At 54.8% G+C, this 17,970-nt stretch carries 17 protein-coding genes and 1 tRNA gene; 12 read left to right on the plus strand and 6 right to left on the minus strand.

Annotation, left to right across the window (positions count from 1 at the left end; translation table 11 throughout):
* Position 1 precedes the first annotated feature (1 nt).
* From IPM59_11755 to IPM59_11780, 6 genes are all read left to right on the plus strand, one after another.
* Entirely contained in the window at positions 2-334 is a 333-nt protein-coding gene (locus IPM59_11755; GenBank protein MBK9216251.1) for a type II toxin-antitoxin system RelE/ParE family toxin, read from the plus strand.
* 283 nt (positions 335-617) lie between these two features.
* On the plus strand, positions 618-1,466 hold the full coding sequence (locus IPM59_11760) for a hypothetical protein (GenBank protein MBK9216252.1): 849 nt from the start codon (positions 618-620) through the stop codon (positions 1,464-1,466).
* A gap of 40 nt (positions 1,467-1,506) precedes the next feature.
* Positions 1,507-1,761, plus strand: coding sequence for an AbrB/MazE/SpoVT family DNA-binding domain-containing protein (locus IPM59_11765; protein ID MBK9216253.1), 255 nt, complete (start codon positions 1,507-1,509; stop codon positions 1,759-1,761).
* A 6-nt stretch (positions 1,762-1,767) separates the two neighbouring features.
* Positions 1,768-2,160: a type II toxin-antitoxin system VapC family toxin gene (locus IPM59_11770; protein ID MBK9216254.1), complete on the plus strand. Its 393-nt coding sequence runs from the start codon at positions 1,768-1,770 to the stop codon at positions 2,158-2,160.
* 28 nt (positions 2,161-2,188) lie between these two features.
* Entirely contained in the window at positions 2,189-3,145 is a 957-nt protein-coding gene (locus IPM59_11775; protein ID MBK9216255.1) for a hypothetical protein, read from the plus strand.
* 18 nt (positions 3,146-3,163) lie between these two features.
* Positions 3,164-4,123, plus strand: coding sequence for a hypothetical protein (locus IPM59_11780; protein MBK9216256.1), 960 nt, complete (start codon positions 3,164-3,166; stop codon positions 4,121-4,123).
* Between the two features lie 20 nt (positions 4,124-4,143).
* Here the strand turns inward: IPM59_11780 and IPM59_11785 are convergent, their stop codons facing one another.
* Both IPM59_11785 and IPM59_11790 read right to left on the minus strand, forming a co-directional pair.
* Positions 4,144-5,553, minus strand: coding sequence for a hypothetical protein (locus IPM59_11785; GenBank protein ID MBK9216257.1), 1,410 nt, complete (start codon positions 5,551-5,553; stop codon positions 4,144-4,146).
* 55 nt (positions 5,554-5,608) lie between these two features.
* Entirely contained in the window at positions 5,609-6,478 is an 870-nt protein-coding gene (locus IPM59_11790) for a hypothetical protein (GenBank protein ID MBK9216258.1), read from the minus strand.
* Between the two features lie 323 nt (positions 6,479-6,801).
* Between IPM59_11790 and IPM59_11795 the strand changes: the two genes are divergently transcribed.
* Positions 6,802-7,407, plus strand: coding sequence for a sigma-70 family RNA polymerase sigma factor (locus tag IPM59_11795; GenBank protein ID MBK9216259.1), 606 nt, complete (start codon positions 6,802-6,804; stop codon positions 7,405-7,407).
* A gap of 445 nt (positions 7,408-7,852) precedes the next feature.
* A complete protein-coding gene (locus IPM59_11800; protein MBK9216260.1) occupies positions 7,853-8,467 on the plus strand; it encodes a hypothetical protein in 615 nt (204 codons plus the stop codon).
* A gap of 2 nt (positions 8,468-8,469) precedes the next feature.
* On the opposite strand, the gene IPM59_11805 is transcribed toward IPM59_11800, so the two are convergent.
* The 3 genes from IPM59_11805 to IPM59_11815 are packed head-to-tail and all read right to left on the minus strand — an operon-like array spanning position 8,470 to position 12,013.
* Positions 8,470-9,855, minus strand: coding sequence for a tetratricopeptide repeat protein (locus tag IPM59_11805; GenBank protein ID MBK9216261.1), 1,386 nt, complete (start codon positions 9,853-9,855; stop codon positions 8,470-8,472).
* A 6-nt stretch (positions 9,856-9,861) separates the two neighbouring features.
* Positions 9,862-11,466 (minus strand): protein kinase, encoded by a 1,605-nt coding sequence (locus IPM59_11810; GenBank protein MBK9216262.1) that lies wholly within the window; start codon positions 11,464-11,466, stop codon positions 9,862-9,864.
* Positions 11,467-11,488: 22 nt separating this feature from the next.
* Positions 11,489-12,013, minus strand: coding sequence for a hypothetical protein (locus IPM59_11815; protein MBK9216263.1), 525 nt, complete (start codon positions 12,011-12,013; stop codon positions 11,489-11,491).
* A 132-nt stretch (positions 12,014-12,145) separates the two neighbouring features.
* Between IPM59_11815 and IPM59_11820 the strand changes: the two genes are divergently transcribed.
* Positions 12,146-13,135 carry a VWA domain-containing protein gene (locus IPM59_11820; protein ID MBK9216264.1) on the plus strand — a complete coding sequence of 330 codons (990 nt, stop codon included), beginning with the start codon at positions 12,146-12,148 and terminating at the stop codon, positions 13,133-13,135.
* Between the two features lie 556 nt (positions 13,136-13,691).
* Here the strand turns inward: IPM59_11820 and IPM59_11825 are convergent.
* Positions 13,692-14,663: an IS110 family transposase gene (locus tag IPM59_11825; protein MBK9216265.1), complete on the minus strand. Its 972-nt coding sequence runs from the start codon at positions 14,661-14,663 to the stop codon at positions 13,692-13,694.
* A 216-nt stretch (positions 14,664-14,879) separates the two neighbouring features.
* Between IPM59_11825 and IPM59_11830 the strand changes: the two genes are divergently transcribed.
* The 3 genes from IPM59_11830 (at position 14,880) to IPM59_11840 (ending at position 17,965) form a co-directional block, all read left to right on the plus strand.
* On the plus strand, positions 14,880-15,422 hold the full coding sequence (locus tag IPM59_11830; protein MBK9216266.1) for a hypothetical protein: 543 nt from the start codon (positions 14,880-14,882) through the stop codon (positions 15,420-15,422).
* 178 nt (positions 15,423-15,600) lie between these two features.
* Positions 15,601-15,677: transfer RNA gene (locus IPM59_11835), tRNA-Arg, on the plus strand.
* A gap of 155 nt (positions 15,678-15,832) precedes the next feature.
* Positions 15,833-17,965: a M3 family metallopeptidase gene (locus IPM59_11840; GenBank protein ID MBK9216267.1), complete on the plus strand. Its 2,133-nt coding sequence runs from the start codon at positions 15,833-15,835 to the stop codon at positions 17,963-17,965.
* Positions 17,966-17,970 lie beyond the last annotated feature (5 nt).

Genomic DNA, 17,970 nt, shown 5'->3' on the forward strand with positions numbered 1-17,970 from the left:
GATGGACTACTTGCAATTTACTGAGACCCCGCGATTCGTAAAGAATGCATCCAAGTTGATCGATGATGATGAGATCGCGAAACTTCAGTTGAAAATCTCTGAATACCCCGAGGGCGGTGTTGTGGTACCGAACTCCGGCGGGATGAGGAAAATGCGATGGGGGTCATCGGGACGGGGAAAACGAGGCGGAATGCGGATCATCTACTTTCTTCGGTTATCGGTAGGCCGTGTTTTACTGCTCGACATTTTCTCTAAGGGCGAAAAGTCTGACCTCGACAGCAAGGAACTTGAAGATCTAAGACAGGATGTTGCCTTATGGCTAAAGCGAAAATAGTAGAACGTTCAATAGACGATAACGGGTGGAGAACTACCACTTGGGCCGTTGAAGGTTTGCCGAAGCCGTTAAAGAAAGTGTTCGCGGTGTGCATCAAGGACGATCCGGGGCACCTGACTTTGTCCAAACTTTACAAGATCGCTATTTCGGGTGACGATGCGTGGGTTACGGACGACAACGCCGAAGTCTCACTTTATCCCTTGGATTTCTTCGTGCAGCTTCCGTTATCGCGAATAGTGAGTTCACGAATTTCTGCCGCGCTAAGCGTTTAGCTTCTTATTCCATGGCCGACCTTGCGAAATACCGCACAGACCTCGCGAAATTCAACCAGAGTTATGCGAAGGAAGCGATAAAGGAGCCCTTTAATTTCTGGGCCCTCGCCGGCTTCCTTGCGGCTGCAGCATTTACCGGCAGTTGGATACCGCTGCTGATCGCGCTGATCGCCGAGGCGGTTTACATAATGGTCGTTCCGAACCTGCCGTCATATCGGCAACTTGTCGCGAATCGTCACAGGCAAAAACTGCTGGCCGCCCACAATGCCAATCGTGAAGGCTTGATCAAGAGCTTTACGCCCCGCGAACGCGAAGCCGTCGAATATCTCCGTTGGCTCAAGGACAAGATCCAGGACAACTATCGAAAGTTTACCGGTGCGTCATCGCTGCCGAGTAATCTCCAGGCCCTCGACCAGCGTTGGGAAGATTTTGTCGAGCTTCTCGACGTCTATCGCCGCCGCAAGCAGCACTTAAAATCCATCAATCGCACGGCCGTTCACAATCAATTGTCACAGGCCTATCGCGCGATGGAAGCCGCGACCGACGACAAAACGAGACGCATACAGCAGACCAACGTCGAGATCCTCAAACGGCGTGTCGCCTCGTTCGACGAGATCGAACGCAGCGTCAAGCTCGTCGAGGGCCAGCTTCAGTCAATCGAGAACTTTTTCAGCTACCTCAACGACGAGATAGTCACTATATCGACGCCCGAGAAATTCTCTCTCCTCGACTTTGAGCAACTTTCGGATTCCATCGCGATGACCAAGCAAATGCTCGACGCCACCGCAGACGAGGTCGGGCAGCTCGATATGTACAATCGCGAGATGGGCAACCTCGAACTTCTGCCGGGGTCGAAGTGAGGATTGCAAATGTATATATATTAGTATATACTTTTGACCGATGGTAGAACGTGCTCGAATATTCAGAAATGGAGGAAGCCAGGCGGTGAGACTTCCTAAGTCTTGTCGGTTTGATGACGATCAAGTCGAAGTAATCGTGCGCCGCGAGGGACGCAAGGTTATATTGGAGCCCAGTTCCCCGCCCGACGAATGGAGCGACGAGTTTTTGTCTTCTCTTGGTTCCTTAAGGGAGGACGAGGATATACCGAGGCCGGCCAACGTCGACATCTCGCTTCACAAGAATCCGTTCGACTAGGTATCGATGAAATATCTCCTCGATACCGATAGCGTTAGCTACGCCCTAAGATCGCAAGGCCGCGTTCACGAACGGATCCGACACGCTCCGCCTCACGATCTTGCGATAAGCTCGATCACCTTGGCCGAACTGCGGTTGGGTGCGGAACTTAAGGAATCGTCGCGTATCCATAGGGCGATCGATCAATTCATCGAGCCGATCAAGGTACTGCCGTTTGACGCGAATGCGGCAGCAGAATTTGGCCGTCTGAACAGCCTCCTCAGAAAACGAGGGACGCCGATCGGTGATTTTGATGTACTGATCGCGGCACATGCTGTCAGTCTCCGCTGCACAATGGTGACAAATAACGTTCGACATTTTTCGCGTATTCCCGGACTTACGGTCGAGAACTGGACATGATGGTGATTTCCTTCTCAATAATCAAGGTATGAAAACAGTTGGAATATTAGTCGGGCGTGAGGTCACGTTTCCGGAGTCGATAATCAACAGCATTAACGAGAACGGCGGTGGCGATGTCACTGCAGAGATGGTTACTGTCGGCGGCATTCGCCTTGATGAGCCAAAGCGTTACGACGTCATCATCGACCGCATTTCCCACGAGGTGCCGTATTACCGGGCGATGCTCAAGCGAATGGCGCTTGAGGGGACGTATATCATCAACAACCCGTTCTGGTGGTCGGCTGATGACAAGTTCTTTAACTTCTCGCTCGCGGCCAAGATCGGTGTGGCGATACCAAAGACCGTCCTGCTGCCGCAGCACAGCTACATCAAGGACATCACGAGCGAATCGCTTCGCAACCTCGAATTCCCTATCGATTGGGAGGGGGTTGTGGATTACGTGGGCTTTCCCGCGTTCCTGAAACCCCACGACGGCGGTGGCTGGAAAAACGTGTCGAAGATACATTCGCTCGAAGAGCTTTTCACCGAATACAACGAATCCTCGACGCTCTGCATGACGCTGCAGGAAGGCATCGAGTATGACCAGTTCGTCCGCTGCTACTGCGTCGGCAAACAGAGCGTCCTCATAATGCCCTACGACCCGTCGAAGCCATATCTCTCGGGCATGCAGTACGTCGATGTAGATGATTATCTGTCACCCGAGCTTCATAAGCGTGTCGAGCAGGACGTGATCACGATCTGCACCGCACTGGGCTACGACCTGAACACGGTGGAATTTGCGATCAAGGACGGCATCCCGTATGCGATCGACTTTATGAATCCGGCCCCCGACGCCGAGCTTGCATCCGTCGGCGAAAAGAACCACCGCTGGATCGTCGATCATATGACGGACTTTATCCTGAATAAGCTGGAAACAGGATGGGACGCTCCCGAGTATCGATGGTCGGCAATGCTCAACCCACCCGAGAAAGCGGCCGGGCGTTAATGGCCCGCGGCGGAAGCTATGGCCCGGTTCACGACTAAATACTATCTCCTGGCGTTCGGCGTCGTGATCGGTATAGGCTACGGGCTTATTACCCGGCTCGTATGGGGCCAGCAGATGGCATTGGCTTCGCTTACGTATCTATTCCTGATACCGGCCGTCCTCGGTGTCATCCCGCTAGTTTTCGCGAACGAGGCTCAGGTCCGCTCGTATCTCTACATCATCTTTTTACCCTGGATCACCGTCCTGTCGCTCTTCGTAACGATGTGGATTCTAAGGATTGAGAGCCTTATTTGCCTCATCATTCTTGGTGCTCCGTTCTTCGTTCTCGGCACGATCGGAGGGCTAATCTTTAGGCTGGTCATTCTGCATCAGCGCTCCAAAAAGAACGTCCTCCCGGCCATAGCATTCATGCTGCTGCCGGTATTGATCGCACCGGTCGAGTACGCTGTCAAGAGCCCGTCAGAGGTGTATTCGGTTACAAGCGAGGTCGTTATCAATGCCGGAGCCGACGAGGTCTGGCGAAATATCGTCCGCGTGCCTGAGATCAGCGAGAGCGAATATCGCAGGGGGACATTTAACTACCTTGGCATCCCGCGTCCGATCGAGGCAGAACTGATGGCCGAGGAGCCGCGTGCATTGCGGAAAGGACATTTCGAGGGCGGCCTCACATTTGTCGAGCACATCATCGACTGGCAGCCGCATCGCAAGGTCACGTTCGACATCGTCGTCGATCCCAACACGATCGCGGAGCGGGTCTTTGACGAGCACGTGCTTAGGGGCAACTATTTCAACTTTGTCGAGGCAGGTTATGAGATTGAACCGCTAAACGGATCTCAGGTCCGCCTTAGGCTGACGTCCGGGTATCGGCTGACATCGAAGATCAACTTTTACGGCAAATTCTGGGGCGACATCATTCTGGCAGACTTTCAGGATCGGCTGTTGGACGTGATCAAACGACGGTGTGACCGAGTTTCGTAGCCCGAATGTCAACAGGGTCTCTAGTCGTCACTTGCAACCAGGTCGTAGGGGATCCGACGTGCCAACAGTCTCGAGGTTATGACCAGGCCCGTCCAGATGAGCAGGGCAACGCTCGTCACGGCCCAGCCAATGTTCGCAATAAGCTCATCCTCAAAGAAGACCCCGATGAAGACAGCCGGAAATGCAAGAAATGCGATACGAAGAGCCGTGCGGCGCCCTCGCTCGACCGTATCAAGCAGATTGACTCGGCTGATCTCGGTCTCCATGTACTCCTCGTCGCTGTTGAGGCGTGAGAAGTATTCAGCTTCGCCGCCCGTCCAACGACGAAGGGCCGGCGTCTCAGCAACTCGATTGGCTGTGGCGAAATGATGGATCACGTGGGCGATCTTGCCGTCCCTGAGAGCCAGTTCGGCGAGCCCGCGAGCGGCACGGACGCTGTCGCCAAACCTGTCGAGGACACGTCGAAATAACTCGCTCGCACGCCGCCATTCACCGTATTGCACGTAGCATTCGCCGATCTCCGATAGCAGTTTTGGGTCATCAGCGCCACGTCGTTCGGACAGACGGAGGGCTGCGATCGAACGCCGCATTAACCGGCTATCATGCCTCATGGCCGCGTAGGAGTTGAGACACCGGGCAAAGTCAAACAGGAGCCTGGCTCCTGCGCGCCGTCCAACAAGGGCACGCCGAAATGATTCCAGGGCTCGCGGCAAATGACCGGCAAGCCGAAGTTCATTCGCCATGATATGGAGTTCCTCTGAGCAAGTATCCGTGTCGGTCACGGATGCTCTTACGCCGTCGCCCCGACCACGGAGCGGCAACGCTGCCGCCTCCAGCACCTCGGCCGACGGGATCCGAGCAAATTCGGCCTTCATCAGGACTTCTTTGGGGTCGCTGAGAAAGCGGCGGAGATCCAACGACCGCACGTCGAGGGCGTCATCGTGCAGCGTCGGTAGGATCGCCATGATCATCTGCCTGAAGGCCTCGCCGCCTGACGCAAATGCGACACTCACGCCCTTACCGTGCAGAACCGTTCGATATCGATAATGAACGTTGCCTCCACGTCGAACCGCTCTGATGGCTTGCGTCTCGACTTGCTCAACGTCGGTTACCTTCAGTCGCTTGCGGCCACCGTTGAACCAGCCCCACAGCCGCGGCAAGAACCCAGTCCGTTTTAGATGGCGGCCGTCAAAAGTTATCCTATCGTTGAGGGCGAAGAATGGGAGAAATATCCAAGACGTGCAAAAGACCGCATAGGCGGCGAGATCAAAACGGAGATAAAAGAGTAAGCCGGTGAGGAACGTCCCTAACATGACGCCCTTGAGGTATCCATGCGGTGATACTCGGATCGCCACGGTTGCATCTTCGCCCGTCGCCACATCCGTGTCGGGCTTAAGCCTTGAGATATCAGCGCGGTCTATGTTACCCACAGTCGGTTAGTCCACTAAACAAAAGAGCTGGAATAAGGGCGAGATTCCGCTAAGTCTATTGGATCTGGACGGGAGGCATCCCTCCGGCGAAAGGAGCCTCCGGTGCGGGCTCGACGATCTGCTTTGCTCGTTCGGGGTCCATCTCTTCGACCTTCTTTTTCGCCTCGATAGCTGTCTGTGACATCCGAATGGCTTTGCCGTCGGCATCCTTCGCTTCGCTGGCAGTCTTTGCGATCGTAAAGTAAAGTTCCAACGCCTCCGCTTTCTTGTCCTGCTTCTCGTAGACCTTAGCAAGCTCAAAATTTACGGTGTCCTTCGCGATGACCGATTCCGGAGCGTCAAGCAGTTCCTCGAGCAACTTGACGGCGTCATCGAACCGGCTGTCTCCGATGCGAGTTTCGGCAAGTGCGAACTTCGAGAGTCGGCCGACCGGAGAATCTTGCCCGGAAAGAGCTTCGAGTTCGGTGATGGCTGCCGGGCGATCAATGTATAGGCGACTAACCGCGATAAAGTACTTTGCCTTCTCGGCCGCCGCTCCGCCGTAGGTGTCCACGACAACTTGAAATTCCGCGATGGCGGCCTCGGAGCGCTCACGCTCGGTCTTGAAGGTTTTCGCGGTCGAGCCCGCAGGTGCCCCGGTCTCAGAGATCTGGGCCTGTGACGTCTCGATAGCCTTTCCAAGGGCCGTTTGAGCGGCGGCCGACGAGTTTCGCGTAATCCGCATGAACACGACCACGGCAAGTACGACCAGCACGATCGCCGCTATTCCGTAGAGGACTGTCCGCCCTTTTCCTTCAAGCTTCTTCCCGACCTCTTCAAGCCGAGGAACGACCTGCTGCTGGAGCGGGTCCACGTAGGTCTTTTTTTCTTTTGGTGTCGCAGCCGCGGCTTGGAGCTGCTCAAATCGTCGTTTCTTCTTCCCCATTCGTCAAAAAAAGTGCAATCAAACCAACCTTTGCGCGTTATATTAGTGCCGGATAGCGGCGACTATGCAAAAGAGTTAATTTAGCCTAAAACCATGTCTAGAGCAAATAACAACGGGCAAATCTCAGACAGATGTTCGCATGTTCGGATCGCGATGGAAAACTGCAATTTTCTTGGGAACAAGTTCCGCACGGCGGTGTCTAATGTTTTGGCCCGTCGAAAACGGGAGGCAACTTGACAGATCCCGTGACCACGGGATCGCAAACGGGACGAACGATGGTCTTCAACGAGTCGATCGCTATTGACGACGAAGGGATTTCTTGTATGTCTGTCCCGTCCCGTGCCGAGTTCCCCAATACGGCGGAGGATGTAGGCTTTGTTGACAAACTACGAGCAGGCGACACCGAGGCGTTCGGAACCCTTGTCGACCTATACTCAGACGACATATATGCCCTGTTGTATAGATTGACCGATTCGCCCGACGAAGCCGCTGACCTGACACAGGATACTTTCCTCAAGGCTCTTAGGTCGATGCGGCATTTCCGAGGTGATGCCCGACTGAAGACCTGGCTCTATAGGATCGCGATCAATGAATCGCGAAATCGCTTCCGCTGGTGGAAGCGCAGGCGGCGTGACTTGACGATATCGCTCGACTCGGCCCTGGGCGACTCTGAGACCCCACTTTCGACGATGATCCCGGACCGCGGCCCGACGCCGGAAGAGGTCACGCTCAGCAAGGAACGAGAGTATGAGCTAAGCGTCGCACTCGGCGAACTAAGTCCGGCCTTTCGTGAGGCGGTGGTGCTATGCGATGTTGAGGGCTTGAGCTACGAGGAAACTGCCGCCGTCACCGGTGTCGGGATCGGAACCGTGAAGTCTCGGATCTCGCGCGGCCGTGAACAATTGCGACGACGGCTGAGTGGATGTTGATAATTTGATGCAAATGGCTGACTTGCCCCGGTTTTGTTTTGAGTCAATAAACATCGGTGCCAAACGATAGGTCAAGCAAGCGAAAAACCGATGCCGAGCAGCCGCACGAGCGAATAGCGATATTTGAGTCGACCAGCAACATCGATAAGGGAGTCGCCGTTTGTGCTTGCCTGAACGGCCTCGGCCAACGTTGTTCCATCCGGAACAGCCGGGGTTAGTGAGCCATTTGCATCAGCGAGGTAATATGAAGTGCTCGGAAGTAGAATTTGATCTTTCGCTTGAGAATGCCCAAGCCGGCACGAACCTCAAAACCGGTAGGCACGAGCACCTGGACCAGTGCCCTACCTGTCGTGAACGCTTGTTTCAGTTTCGTCAGATGCGATTGGGCCTGGGTCGGCTAAGCCGGCCACGACTTCCACATTCCCGCGCTCGGCAAATTCGAAGCATGATGGTCGCCGAGGCGGTCAGCACCCGAACTGGCTTCCTTCATCCCGGCCTGCGACATTGGCTGGAACTTCAGGTCATGCCATATGGCGTCGGTGTTGCGGCATCGGTGCTGATCGCGTTCGGCTTTCTGACGATGATGTTTTCCGGGGTCCTGCAAACCGATCGCCTCTCGGCCGGACGGCCCGGAGGCACGGCAACTGTAATGCTCGCGAGGCCCTTCGATCCGGATCGGGTGAACGGCAGCGATGAAATATCGGCGAGCGACCTTGCATACAGCAGAATGGCAGTAGCCGCCGAATCGCCCAGCGTCAATCCTCAGGGAGCATTGATCGCCCTGACCAAGTCGCTGGTTCGTGGAAAGATGCGGGATGAGGAGGTCGTGATCGTGGCGGACGTCTTCGGGAACGGACTGGCCCGCATCTCGGAGGTCGTCGAACCAGCTAATGATCAGCGGCTTGTCGACGACCTCCGAAAGGCCCTTGAGACGGACTCTGCGTATGCTCCTTTCGTCCCTTCAAGCGTCGAAAACCGGCCGGACAGCGTCCGAGTGGTCTTCATGCTGCAAAGCGTGAATGTCAGCACACAGCGCCGGGCGGGAAGAACAAGGCTCTGAACTTACATCCTGTCGATGTAGGCCTTGAGCCGTGTCGCCAGGTCCTTATCAACCGTCAGTATGCGCTCGTACTGCTCCATAGCAGCCGCGCGGTTCTTCTTCAAAGTTTGAGCAATACCCAAATTGAACCTCGCCCTTAGGAATTTCGGGCTGATCGTCAGACATCTCGTATAGGCCTCGATCGCCTTGTCAGTCTGCCTGTCCGCATAATATGCGTTGCCAAGCAGATACCAGTTTTCTGACAACTTCGGGCTCATAGCGGTCAGCTTCTCAAGGCCCTTGACGGCTTGCGCATACAGCTTGTTCGCCTCGACCGCTCGTCCTTGATTAACGTTAGCATTGCCGAGATACAAATTGGTCTCGCCGTCGTCCGGCTTTAGCCGAAGCGCCGTATTGCACTCCTTGACGGCCAGATCGTACTGCTTCGTTTCGTTATACGCCCGACAGAGATTAGTGTAGGCCGCCGATTGGTTTGGCAAGATCTGAATGCCGGATTTTGCGGCCTGGATCGCTTCGTTCGGGCGGTCATCAAAGCTGTAATACCGGCTCAGGTCCGTGTACAAATGGCCGTTGGCCGGAAAGGCAACGAGCCCCTGTTTCAGAATATTGATAGCGTCGGGGAAACGATTCTCGTCCTGGAAGATCTCAGCCAGAGTTCTGTACGTCTGCAAATTGTCGGGTTTCGCATTGGCCGATTTCTGAAATGCCTCAATGGCGCACGGCGTATCATTCTGCTTGCGGCAAGCGTCGCCAAGAAGGTAATACGCCTCGCCAGGGAAACGTGTCCCTTTGGCAAGCGCCGTCTCCGCCGCCGTCCGCTGATTCCCAAAATCGCCCTGAGCGTTATGAACACGAGCGATGTTGTAATAGACATCCGCGTCCTGGGGTGCGATCTTTGCGGCCCGGCCCAGGATATCTAGGGCTTGCTGATACGCTTGACGATTGATCTGCACGCCGCCGAGATCTTTTAGAATTTGAATATCCTTTGGTGCGATGCCGAGTGCCCTTTCAAGTTCGGCTGCCGCCGCATCGAAATTCTTCTGCTCGTTATAGACGAAAGCTCTGATCTTATGGATCGCAAGGATCGGCCGGAACCCCTTATTCATCGCGAGCGTGAATTCGTTCAGAGCGTCATCGTATTCCTTCAGGTCAACGTGGGCAGAGCCTTTGGCGTAGTGAGCATTCGGATTGTTCGGAAGGATCGCGATCACCTCCGCATACTTGTCCGCCGCCTCCCGATAGTTCTTTTCTCGATAGGCCCGGTCGGCTTGTATTGCCAATTGCCGTGCACGCTCTTTTTCGCGCTTGTTCTGTGCGGCAACGGGCAAGCAGATCGTTGCCAGTGCGACGATCGTCGCAACTATTATTGGAATGTGTCGTGGTCTCATGGGCGTCTATTGCAAAATAATCGTTCTGTCATCGCGAGGTTTAGCCTTCGGCGTCGATTTGGGCGCCGCCGGCTGTGATGTGCGAGCCGGTGGCTGTGTCGTCCTCGAGGGCGAATTCGGTGTAGAACGTGTTGACGGTCCGGTCTGCACGTTCGCCTCCGTCTCCTGATCTGTGTTGGCCGAACTTATGCCGGAATTCGATACCTCCCCATTAGCGTTGTCCGTGTTTGTCGGAGGCACGTTGGCGTTCACAACAGGCGACGCGGCCGGAACAGGTGTCGGCGCCGGCGCCGTCTGGCTCGCCTTATAGTATCGATCATAGGCGTACCATCCACCGCCTGCTGCGACAGCAAGGAGCACCAGGCCGACCAGGCCGCCGATCAGGAACCCTGCGGTCGACGATCTCGCCTTATGGGGTGCGGCCGCAGCTCTGCCGGCTGTCATGGGCGGGCTAACCGATGAGGTAGCACTCGCGACCGGTTTCGCACCCGGCGGCGGCTCGGCAACGACATCCTTGGCTACAGCGTCCGGAGGGGGCGGCGTTTCTGCTACAGCATCAGCCTTCACGTCAGACTGCCTCAGGACCTCCGCCACCTCAGCATGATCCATCTGGATCGTCGATTCCATCGTCGTGCTGCCGTTGTCAGGTGCCGCGTTAACCTGCGTCGGATTCGCGGGGGCGGCCGTTACGATACGTGTTGGGGCCTCGGTAGTATCAATATCCAGGCTTGGCAGGACCTCCGTCACCGCCTGAGTCGGCTGCTTCCCTTGATTAAACGACTTACGAAGCGCCTTCTGCATCTCCGCGGCTGTTTGGTACCTATCGTCCTGCCTGATCGCCATGCCCTTGACGATAACGTCGGAGATCGCGGGTGCGACGTCGCGATTAAGCAGATTCAGACCCTCGATCGGGTCGGCACCGCCACCAAGCATTGCATCGGCCCGGGCAAGGGCATCCGGCGGGGCAACATTACTCAACAGCTGGTATAACGTCGCCGATAACGAGTAAATATCGCTTCGGCCATCGGTCCCTGTGCCGCGGACCTGCTCCATCGGAGCGAACCCCGGCGAGTAACCAACTATGCTGCCGACGCCTGACGAACCACCGGTATTGACACTGTCAAAATCCTTAGACAGACCAAAATCGAGAAGCACGATGTGATTCTCGTCCGTAAGCTTGAGATTCTGAGGTTTGATATCGCGGTGAATGATCGGCGGCTCGTGAGAATGCAGGTAGTTCAGTGCGTCCAGAGCCTGATCCGCCCAAAACATGACCCAATTTAGCGGAAATGGCTTTTTCGACGTCTCGAGCCGCTTGCCCAGGTCGTCGCCCGAGATATGCTCCATCACGAGGAATTGATCGCCGCCTTCAGCGAAATGGTCGATCACTTTTGGCAATACCGGATGGCGCAGACGTCCGAGTATCCGAGCCTCACGTTCAAAGGCCGTCCCCATAGTCTCGTCGCCTTTGAAAAACGTCCGCTTCAGGGCGACCGCGCTTCCCAGCCGCTGGTCGATAGCAAGATAGACCTCGCCCATGCCGCCTTTCCCGATCAACTGAACGATCAGGTAGCGGTTTTGGATCATCGAGTTTTGCGCAAGTGGTTTCATGTAGAGGTCATCTATCTCCTGATTATTTCTTTGCCGTCAGTCGATCGGCCCCGGCAATCGCCGGCATCCCAACGTGCTGGTAACAGCGAACATTACCCTTTACTCGCCGCAGACAAGCCGTTCCTTTTTTTGTCTCGGCACCGCAATAGTATTGCGGTTCGCTCGTCACAACCGTCGGACGAACCGGTATAGGTGGTGACAACGAGGCTTGCGGCGCTGTATTCTGCACTACGGACGGCGTCGGTTCTGCCCGTGGCATAGGGCCTGACGGTCGCAGCGCAGAGTTTGATGGACGCTCAACCAGCGATTGCGGCTTCGCCCCGGACCGCAATGTGGCAACAGTTGTGCCGCTTTTCAAATAGGCTCCGACGCCGATCAAACCGACGAGAATTCCACCGGCCACAATCGCTCGCGGCAGCAGTTCATGTCCCTTAAACTCGATCTCGCAGACGGGGCAGAACCTGCGGCTTGTCAAAATAGTCCAATCCGTTCGCTCGATCTTTTCACCGCAATTTGCACAAAAGCTCGGCCGAAAAAGCATGCGCACCCCAAAAGGATAACCGGTTGCTAACGATTATAGACCAATTCCGTAGAATAGTTAATACAATAGCCGGTCGCGAGACACCAAATGCAACCAATGCTTCACCCCGCCGCGTCAAACAGGCTACCATCACGGTGTATGCCCCTCAGACAGCTAGCGGCCCGGCTTACGGTAATTTTGATCTTGAGCATCGGCGTCGCGGCGCAGGATGATGACCCGATACGCGTCGATTCTTCGATCGTCCGCCTTAACGTAGGCGTTGTCGACAGACGCGGACGTCCGATCATGAATCTGACGCGTGCTGACTTTAGCATTGCCGAGGACGGCATAGAACAACCGATAACTCGCTTTGAGGCTACAGAATCGCCTTTTAGCGTCGTTCTCATTCTCGATATGAGCGGCTCGACGCTCGGCTTCCGGCAGGTGATCAAGCAATCGGCATCTCGATTCATAGATGCCCTCTCGCCACAAGACAGGGTTGCCGTGATCGAGTTTTACGATAAGGTAAAACTGCGCAACGACTTTACGACGAACAGAAAGGTAATCGGCCACTCGATTGAAGTATCGGATGGGCGTGGTAAGACCCAAATGTACAAGGCGATCGACTTCGCCCTCGAAAAACTCGTCGGTGAGAATAGCCGACGAAAGGCCATCGTCGTCCTGAGCGATGGCGTCGATACAGCCGTCAGAGACAAGGATCGGGAACTGCTTGAAAAGCTTTCCGATGAGGCAGTGCCGATGGCGATAAGCCCTGAGAAGAGCGAAATACTACAGCGCGTCCTTGACCGAGCCGATCTGCAGGGAGTGACGATCTATCCGCTCGCCCTGCCCACGGGTGATCCCGCCAAGCTGGCCGAGCCTACTCCTCGGCAGACCGCCCTTTATCTGGCCGCTAGGGCCCGATTGCAGATAATCGCTGATAGGACAGGCGGACGAGTGAACACGATCGAACGCCTCGAAGACATGGGCTGCATATACGCCCTCGTCGCTGCCGACCTGCGAACGCTTTACACGCTCGAATACCAGCCGGCAAACGACAGACGGGACGGCAAATGGAGGTCGATCAAGGTCGGTGTCAGTCAGGCCGACCTAATACCTCGAACGCGAATGGGCTACTTTGCCAAATAGGATCCTTACACAAAGGCCGCCCGTAAATGGGCGGCCTCGGCGTTGCTGGTACCTCGGAGTGTACAGCGCTCCGCACATGAGGCCGTGTTGAGAAGTTTGACGTGTTGGTCGCGTCTCAACCCGCGTTCGCCTTGCCAGGAGTGCTAGACTTACACGAATGATGCGAATATAGCAATATCGCATCTCTAAAGACGGTGTTGTAGTCAAGGCGGAGCTTCGCTGTTCGGCGCGGGGGCCGGTGGTGAAGTGGGTAGTCGGTTGACGAAGAAGTTCTGATCTTCATTTATTTGTTCGTAGCTGTCCGAAGCGTGGCATCGGACTTGTCGAGTAAGAGCTGGTGGCTCACTCATTCATCTCTTCGGGTCTGCTTGTGTTAGCGAGGCAGTGTTTCTCACTGCCTCAATACCCATGATGTTTCGTTTCGCACTTTGCCGGCGGTCAAGCAAGGCAAGGTTGGCTTGGCTCTATCAGGTCACGGTCATTTCGGACCATGCGATTCTTTCGAGCATTGCCAACTGTGCGTCCACGCAGGTCGAACTCTTCTGCCGTGATCGAGTCACGAAGCATTATCGAGAGTTTGACCAGAAGTTTGCGGGCAGTGGCCGTTTTGGCCACAGCCCTGGGTTTCCTCTTTGAGAGCCGTTTGTAGAATGCGTTCAGTCTCGCATCCGAGCGAACGGCTATCTGAGGCTTGGCCCAGATGAAAGCGAAGCAGTCTCGGCCCTGCCTTGCTGATCCGCCCGAAGCGTATCTTCTCGGCACTGGAACGTTCGACGGGATCGTAACCTGCAAAGCGTGTTACTGCTTTGGTTCCTTTGTCGAAGCGTGTGACATCGCCGACCGTGTGAACGAATATCAGGGCCGTGAGATATCCGACGCCCCTCTGGGTCATCAGCAGCTGTGCCTTGGTGTCTGCCGTTGCTTTCTGCTTTAGCCAAGACTCGACCTCGAGTATTCGCGCTTTGAGGTGCTCAAGCGTAGAGAAAAGCTGGTCACGGCACAGTGCCGAAGCCTCGCACATATCCACCTCCTTGATCACCTTCTGGGCGGCGACGGTTCTCATCAGCGACTTCGGCATTCCGATGTCCCGGGCAACGGCACTCAGACGGTTGTAGATCTGTGTCCGCTGCCCAACCAGGCTCGATCTCAGCTTGATCACGTCGAGTATCTCCGTGCTCTGTATTGGTCGCCGCCAGATCGCCGGAAACTCATTCCGCATCAGCAGCCAAAGCATGTGCTCGGCGTCGATCCGGTCGTTCTTGTGCCGGGAAAGTGCGGTCTTCCTTATCGAAACCGGATTGCCGACGAGCAGCGTATGACCGGCCTCGGCGACTATCCTCTCGAACCACCCGCATCGACTCGATGCCTCGATCCCGATCACGGCCTGTTTCCCAAGCGACGAGTAATACTCGCGTACCTTCTCAATGTCGTGAAACAGCTTTAAAGCCCCTGTCTCACCCGTCTCCTCATCACACCAACAAAGCGTTTGCTGGTATGGATGAAAGTCAACTCCAATGTAAAATGTCATAGCGGTTTCTCCTGTCAAAGAGCAGATTTCTTCGTCAAAAAGATACTACTCCACCGACCAGGAGAAACCGTCTTTATAACATCAAGCCTGACCCCGTCCGTCGTGATGACAGCCTGATCGGTCTATTTCCTTGGGTTGACGAAAGGTGGGGGCACTCTGCAAATTTCACGGCATGTTGAAGAGAGCTGTTTTAGACAGTGGTTCTAGGTAATACTCATGAATATTAAAGGTGGGCGCATTTTTACCTTGATTGTCGTGGCTCAAATTATCTTTTGTTTTGGGCAAGATAAAGGATCGCCTGTTCCAAGAAACGCCACAGCGACGGGAATTGGAGATTACTACAATTTTCCGATTTTAGGGAAATATCGGATATTCCATTCCAAAAGATCACAACCACCTGACCTTCAGATAATGGAGATTGGTTTGAAAAATGTCTCCGACGCTTTGCTAAAAACAACGAGCAATGCTGATTCCGTACAAATCAGAGGTTTCGTTGTGACATCGGATGGGACGCGGCTTCCAATTAACAGCGGGGTAGCCTATCGACTTGAGAATACTTTTCAGAAATTACAGTTCTGCACCGAATCCACGAATGAGATTAGATTTTGCTTTGACGGTGAGGCAAACTCTCCCGCGAGGATGTTGAAAATCGCAGGCAAAAGCATCTTTATAGATCTTGAAGGAGGGATCGAACGCTTTATTGGCCGAAGCAAAGCGGGCCATGGCGTGATTCACCTCATCAAGCTGGGGGACGAATAAAGTGACCTGCTCCCGTAAAATTACCCCAAGTGGAAAGCAAGAATCAAATAGAATGGAGGAAGGTTCTTGCAATGAGGAAAAAGTATACGGAAGAGCAGATCGTGGGGATCTTGCGAGGGGCGGAGGCCAAATGCTTGACACAAGAGCCAGTGGTTTGTAGTCTTACTATTCAGCTTGTGCACCCGTAGCTCAGCTGGATAGAGTGCTTGACTACGAATCAAGAGGTCGCATGTTCGAATCATGCCGGGTGTACCATTTAGGATAAACTGGCGGCCTTGTCGGCCGCCTTTATCATTTGCCTCCCAACGACGAACGGCCGGAAACATTTATTTGCTGCATCCGTAAAATCACAAAATTCATCTATCTCACGAGGAGACTCTCAAGCCATGTCATTTCGCTCAATTATCAGTATGCTTTTGCTCGCAATGGCGGGCCTTGTATTTGCAATGAAGAACTTTTCTGAAAAGGCGGCGGCCTCAGCGCCCACCTCGGCTACACATCCGCTTACAGAAAAGTGGACCGGCCCTTACGGCGGTGTGCCGCCGTTCGATAAGGTCAAGATCGCCGATTTCAAACCTGCTCTCGAAACGGCTATGGCCGAGAACCTGAAAGAGATCGATTCCATTGCAAACAACCCCGCCAAACCGACATTTGATAACACGATCGTCGCTATGGAACGATCTGGAGCGATGCTTGACCGCATTTCTACGATCTACGGCATCTGGGGCGGCAATATGAATAATGATGAGTTCGCGGCCGTCGAAACTGAAATGGACCCGAAGCTTGCGGCCCACAATGACAAGATCACGCAGAACGACGCCCTCTTCAAGCGGATCGAGGCGGTTTACAACGCCGAGAGCAAGAACAAGAAGGCCAAGGGCGAGCGGTATCGCCTGACGTGGCTTTACTACACAAACTTTGTTCGTCAGGGAGCTAAACTGGGACCAGAACAAAAAGAGCGGCTTTCGCAGATAAATCAATCACTTGCGGGCCTCTTTACCAAGTTTAGCCAGAATCTGCTGGGTGACGAGAGCCAGGTTTTTGTCACTATCAAGGACGAGTCAGAACTGGCCGGCCTGCCCCAATCTCTGCGTGATTCAGCAGCCGCCGCGGCCGCGTCGAAGAAGATCGAGAACGCGTGGGTAATACGCAACACACGTTCGTCGGTGGACCCGTTCCTGACATATGCGGACGATCGTGATCTTCGCGAAAAGGTTTGGCGGATGTTCATCAATCGCGGCGACAATGGCGACGCTCGCGACAACAACACGACCATCCAGGAGATACTTAAGCTCCGCGCCGAGCGTGCCAAATTGCTGGGCTTTAAGACCCACGCCCACTGGCGACTCGAACCGCAGATGGCCAAGACTCCTGAGAACGCGATGAACCTGATGGAGCGCGTATGGCCTGCGGCCGTGGCCCGCGTCAAGGAAGAGGTCGCCGACATGCAGGCTCTTGCCGATAAAGAAAAAGCTGGCATCAAGATCGAGCCGTGGGATTATCGCTACTATATGGAGAAGGTCCGCAAGGAAAAATTCGACCTTGACCAGAACGAGATAAAGCCATATCTCCAACTCGACAAAATGCGCGAAGCGATGTTTTTTGTCGCCGGCGAATTATTCAATTTCAGTTTTTCACCGGTCAAGGACGTGCCCGTGTTCCACCCGGACGTGACAGTCTATGAGGTCAAGGACAAGACCACCGGTAAGCACATCGGCCTGTGGTATTTCGACCCGTACGCCCGTGACGGCAAACGGTCCGGTGCATGGATGAACTCCTACCGCAGCCAGTCACGCGTTGATGGTGATGTTACGACGATCGTCTCTAATAACTCCAATTTTGTTAAGGGAAAGCCCGGCGAGCCGGTGCTGATCTCATGGGATGATGCAACAACGATGTTCCACGAGTTCGGCCACGCACTGCACGGGCTGTCGTCAAATGTGACATATCCGTCAGTGTCTGGCACGGCTACCGCTAGGGACTTTGTCGAGTTCCCTTCGCAGCTTCTCGAACACTGGCTCTCGACGCCGGAAGTGTTGCAGAAATATGCCCTTCACTACGAAACGGGCAAGCCCATCCCGCAGGCCCTGGTGGACAAGGTGAAGCGGACCGCGACGTTCAACCAAGGGTTCGGGACGACTGAATATCTGTCCAGCGCGCTGGTCGATATGAAATTACATCTGGCCGATCCGAGCAACATCAATATCGATCAATTCGAAAAGGACACGCTTGCCTCGCTGGGTATGCCTCACGAGATTGTGATGCGCCACCGGCTCCCCCAATTCGGACACCTTTTCTCAAGCGACAGTTACTCGGCGGGCTATTACAGCTATCTATGGTCCGACGTGCTCACGGCCGACGCTTTCGGCGCATTTACCGAGGTCAAAGGCCCATACGATAAGGCTGTGGCCGCAAGACTGAAGAAGTATATCTTCTCGGTTGGCAACACGCTCGACCAAGCGCAAATGTACCGAAACTTCCGCGGCCGCGACCCCAATGTCGATGCGCTGATGATCAAACGCGGCTTCCCGGTGAAGAAGTAAATTCG

It is taken from the genome of Chloracidobacterium sp., from assembly GCA_016715795.1.
GTDB lineage: Bacteria > Acidobacteriota > Blastocatellia > Pyrinomonadales > Pyrinomonadaceae > OLB17.

What these genes read in the sequence shown, in the direction of transcription:
- IPM59_11780 (MBK9216256.1), top strand. Translation starts at nt 3,164, where the DNA reads ATGGCCCGGTTCACGACTAAATACTATCTCCTGGCGTTCGGCGTCGTG.
- IPM59_11770 (MBK9216254.1), top strand. Translation starts at nt 1,768, where the DNA reads ATGAAATATCTCCTCGATACCGATAGCGTTAGCTACGCCCTAAGATCG.
- IPM59_11765 (MBK9216253.1), top strand. Translation starts at nt 1,507, where the DNA reads ATGGTAGAACGTGCTCGAATATTCAGAAATGGAGGAAGCCAGGCGGTG.
- IPM59_11810 (MBK9216262.1), bottom strand. Translation starts at nt 11,466, where the DNA reads ATGAAACCACTTGCGCAAAACTCGATGATCCAAAACCGCTACCTGATC.
- IPM59_11795 (MBK9216259.1), top strand. Translation starts at nt 6,802, where the DNA reads ATGTCTGTCCCGTCCCGTGCCGAGTTCCCCAATACGGCGGAGGATGTA.
- IPM59_11840 (MBK9216267.1), top strand. Translation starts at nt 15,833, where the DNA reads ATGCTTTTGCTCGCAATGGCGGGCCTTGTATTTGCAATGAAGAACTTT.
- IPM59_11760 (MBK9216252.1), top strand. Translation starts at nt 618, where the DNA reads ATGGCCGACCTTGCGAAATACCGCACAGACCTCGCGAAATTCAACCAG.
- IPM59_11800 (MBK9216260.1), top strand. Translation starts at nt 7,853, where the DNA reads ATGATGGTCGCCGAGGCGGTCAGCACCCGAACTGGCTTCCTTCATCCC.
- IPM59_11805 (MBK9216261.1), bottom strand. Translation starts at nt 9,855, where the DNA reads ATGAGACCACGACACATTCCAATAATAGTTGCGACGATCGTCGCACTG.
- IPM59_11790 (MBK9216258.1), bottom strand. Translation starts at nt 6,478, where the DNA reads ATGGGGAAGAAGAAACGACGATTTGAGCAGCTCCAAGCCGCGGCTGCG.
- IPM59_11775 (MBK9216255.1), top strand. Translation starts at nt 2,189, where the DNA reads ATGAAAACAGTTGGAATATTAGTCGGGCGTGAGGTCACGTTTCCGGAG.
- IPM59_11830 (MBK9216266.1), top strand. Translation starts at nt 14,880, where the DNA reads ATGAATATTAAAGGTGGGCGCATTTTTACCTTGATTGTCGTGGCTCAA.
- IPM59_11825 (MBK9216265.1), bottom strand. Translation starts at nt 14,663, where the DNA reads ATGACATTTTACATTGGAGTTGACTTTCATCCATACCAGCAAACGCTT.
- IPM59_11755 (MBK9216251.1), top strand. Translation starts at nt 2, where the DNA reads ATGGACTACTTGCAATTTACTGAGACCCCGCGATTCGTAAAGAATGCA.
- IPM59_11820 (MBK9216264.1), top strand. Translation starts at nt 12,146, where the DNA reads ATGCCCCTCAGACAGCTAGCGGCCCGGCTTACGGTAATTTTGATCTTG.